General features: G+C 40.7%; 2 protein-coding genes. Both read left to right on the top strand.

Features of this window, described 5'->3' with window-relative positions; genetic code table 11:
- Positions 1-311: 311 nt before the first annotated feature.
- Complete coding sequence (locus tag BV375_RS25255) at positions 312-2,540, top strand: GUN4 domain-containing protein (RefSeq protein ID WP_086765612.1); 2,229 nt, start codon at positions 312-314, stop codon at positions 2,538-2,540.
- A 254-nt stretch (positions 2,541-2,794) separates the two neighbouring features.
- Positions 2,795-3,472: a sugar transferase gene (locus BV375_RS25250; RefSeq protein WP_086765611.1), complete on the top strand. Its 678-nt coding sequence runs from the start codon at positions 2,795-2,797 to the stop codon at positions 3,470-3,472.
- Positions 3,473-3,588 lie beyond the last annotated feature (116 nt).

The raw sequence follows: 3,588 nt of genomic DNA, 5'->3' as shown, positions 1-3,588 counted from the left end.
TGCTGTACAGCCATGATTTCTGTCAACAGCAAATCATTTGGGCTACTTAACCTATCCTCACAGCTCTTTTTCAAGCTAGGTCTACTATGTATGCCGGAAGAAGTCGGGGATCTTGCTGCCCCGTAAAGGATTGGAAAAGCTCACCCCTACATGATATGTAGGCAAATTTGACATCTTTGGAACTAACTCTAATGGCACTGCGTCTTGTTTTATATGATACCATTATCATATAGCTGCTCTATGTATGTCTTATCTACAGTCAGCAGCTAAGATGCTTACGAGTATTGGGTTTTTCATTATAAATTTCTTAGATGTGTCCAGTTGGGGTTCGTACTAGTCACTCAACTCATGCCCTAGAAACCGGTGTAGCAAAACTATGGCTATTGCTGGTGGGCGTGAATCAATATGAGGATGAACAAATACCTTGTTTGCATTACTCAGCATTGGACTGTCAAGGTTTAGGAGAAGCATTAAACGCCGCAACACAGGCTTTTCCGCAAAAGGAGGTGATGATTTACCACGATTTTGCCTCCCAACAGCCAAAGTTAGAAAATGTTCTTACTAGTCTCAGACAAATCGCCGCTGCTACTAAACCCATTGACACTGTTCTATTTTATTTTTCAGGACATGGGATGCTAGACCCATTGAGTCAGCAAGTGGTGCTGTGTCTCCAAGATACTCAAAAAGAAAAATTAATAGATACTGGTTTAAAGTTGCAGGAAGTTTTGCAACTTTTAGAGAGTTGTTCTGCCCAGCAGCAACTACTTGTATTAGATGCTTGCCATAGCGGTGGAATGACGCTGTTAGGTGCTAGAGGAGAAACAGATGCCCAACTTAACCCTGCACTAGAGTTGGTGGAAGTTCTGCGACAACGAGCTGCCCAAAGAAAAGGATTTTATGCTTTATTATCTTGCGATCGCGGACAGCAATCTTGGGAATTTCCCCAATTGGGACATGGCGTATTTACATACTATTTAATTCAAGGACTAAAAGGAGAAGCAGCTGACTCCCAAGGCGTGATCGAAGCAGATGGACTTTACCGCTATGTTTATCACCAAACGCTGACATATATAGATAAAGCTAATCAGCAGTTGCGAGTCATTAATCAACTCAAAAAAGGACGAGGGGACAATTCAATACATTCCGAATATCCCTCACAAACGCCTAAGCGTATTGTCGAAGGCGTAGGAGAAGTAATTTTGGGACTGAAATCCAAAAAAATAGAATCTACTCAACATCCGCGACAAGCATTGGTTGTAGAAGGACTTGCCAAGAGTAAAACTTCTTTAGCTTTGAGCAAAATACTTAGCACTGCTGGTAGTTTTGAAGTCAATTATTGGACTGTGCGCGGTAAAAATTCACAGTCAGATGTGCGTAAAGCCATCCAAAAGTGCTTGCTATCTCAATCTTTTACCGAATCAACCAATACCGCAGAAGCAGCCGCAACAGTATTTTTATATCTGCGAGGGCAAATTCAAGAGACAGAACAGGGAGAAGCGGTATTAGTACTATCTGATGATATTGTCATTCATCGCTCATGGTTGAGAAAACAGCTACGCCGATGCCGATCGCAACAAATTATCGTTTTAGATTGTCCGGTAGAACAAGGGCTAGGAAACGTATCGGTACGTGATTGGACCGAAGAACTGCAACTAGGATTAGATGCAGGACAGTGTTTAATTACCGCTGCTGTACCACCTCACGAGAGTGAAAGGTTTGCCACTATTCTTTTAGAAACTCTCAATCAAGGAACGCAGCCAACTGGACTTACCGCAGCAGGTTGGATTACACAATTGCAAGTGCAATTGGCACAAACCGACATCAATTTATATTTTTGGTTGTCTGGATCTCAAGGAATCATTGAAGTCTTACCAGGAAAAACCCTATTTGCTGGTGATAGTTTAAATGAACAGCCTGAAGATGCTAGCAGTCCCACTCTTGATGATTTGAGTTCTGAGGTAGGGATAGATTACACTCATCTGCGGGATTTACTCCAAGCCCAAAGATGGTTGGAAGCGGATCAAGAAACTACAACTCTCATGTTGAAGGTAGCCGGACGAGAACAACAGCGCTACCTGGCTCTCGACAGTCTTAAAAATTTTATTTGTAAAGATCTTTATACTATTAACCATCTTTGGGTAAGTTATAGTCATGGGTGCTTCGGTTTTAGCGTCCAGCACCGTATCTGGCAGAGTATGAAAGGTAATTCTGCTACTGACCCTGTATTAGCTTTGATGATTGGTAGCGCCAAAGTCGCTGCTTCAGAAACCTGTATTGATTTTGTCAATCGTGTTGGTTGGCGTCTGAAAGACTCTTGGGTTGATTATGACAATCTCATTTGGCAAGGAGAAGCCCCCATAGGACATTTACCTTATGTCGGTTTTATTGAACAGGCTTGGCGTGTCAAAGTTCTAGGTGTTTGGGAGTGGCATAGTGCGATCGCAACTGCTTCTTGGTGGGAATTGTGCGTGACTCTATTCTCGCGTCTTGAGACTTGTAAAATTGTGGATTCTGTAGCAGATGATTTTAACCCTGATTGAGGCAGAAGGGTACAAGCGATCGTATCTATTTTGGAAATAAACGCAGATATATAAAGGAACTGTAAATTATCAATATAACTTCTGGAGATAAAGCATGAGCTAGATAAAAACTCTACTTACGTTAACCAAGTTCCCGGAATGAACTCAGAAAAAACTGTATCACCACACATACTGTTTTTTCTAGATAAAAAATCTGATTTTAACAAACACGCTTTAACTCTAAGTAATTTACCTTTGTTAATTGAGCCAGGATGATGCATCAAACACAATTACAGGGAATTTTTCAAGACATAACATTTAAATCTTGGGACTTAGAATATACCCCACATCCATCAGTACAGTCTAAATTTAAACGTTGTTTAGACATTTTAGGGAGTTTGGTCGGATTATTGATTGTAGCAATCTTGTTTGTGCCGATAGCGATCGCTATTAAAATCGATAGTCCAGGGCCAATTTTCTTTGCTCAAGAACGCTATGGGCTGCAAGGACGCCCATTTCGTCTTTATAAATTCCGGTCAATGGTTAGTGATGCTGAACAATTAAAGTCTTTAGTCAATAACGAAGCGAATGGACTCATATTTAAAAACAAAAATGATTTCCGAATTACTAAAGTAGGTCGCTTTTTGAGACGCACCAGTTTAGATGAACTACCTCAATTTTGGAATGTTTTGCTCAATGATATGAGCTTAGTCGGAACACGTCCGCCCACAGGTGATGAAGTTATTAAATATACAGATAAACATTGGCGACGTTTAAATGTCAAACCTGGTTTAACTGGCGAATGGCAAGTCAACGGACGTTCTCAAATCACAAATTTTGAGCAAATAGTTGACCTAGACTTGCAGTACCAGAGAAATTGGCATCCATTCTATGACTTATTTTTAATTGGGAAAACATTCTACGTCATCTTTGGCAAAATCGGAGCATTTTAAAAAATCTGTAGTGAAGTCTTTAGTCCTTGAGAACTAAAAGACTAAGATTCCCGACTTCTTGAAGGATACTGCTGGCGAATTGAGGGTAAGACCCCTCAAGCTAAGCAGTTTTAGAA

This window comes from Nostoc sp. 106C (assembly GCF_002154725.1).
GTDB lineage: Bacteria > Cyanobacteriota > Cyanobacteriia > Cyanobacteriales > Nostocaceae > Aulosira.
Note: the sequence above shows the minus strand (reverse complement) of the source record. Positions and strands in the feature narration are given on the sequence as shown.

What these genes read in the sequence shown, in the direction of transcription:
- BV375_RS25255 (WP_086765612.1), top strand. Translation starts at nt 312, where the DNA reads ATGTGTCCAGTTGGGGTTCGTACTAGTCACTCAACTCATGCCCTAGAA.
- BV375_RS25250 (WP_086765611.1), top strand. Translation starts at nt 2,795, where the DNA reads ATGCATCAAACACAATTACAGGGAATTTTTCAAGACATAACATTTAAA.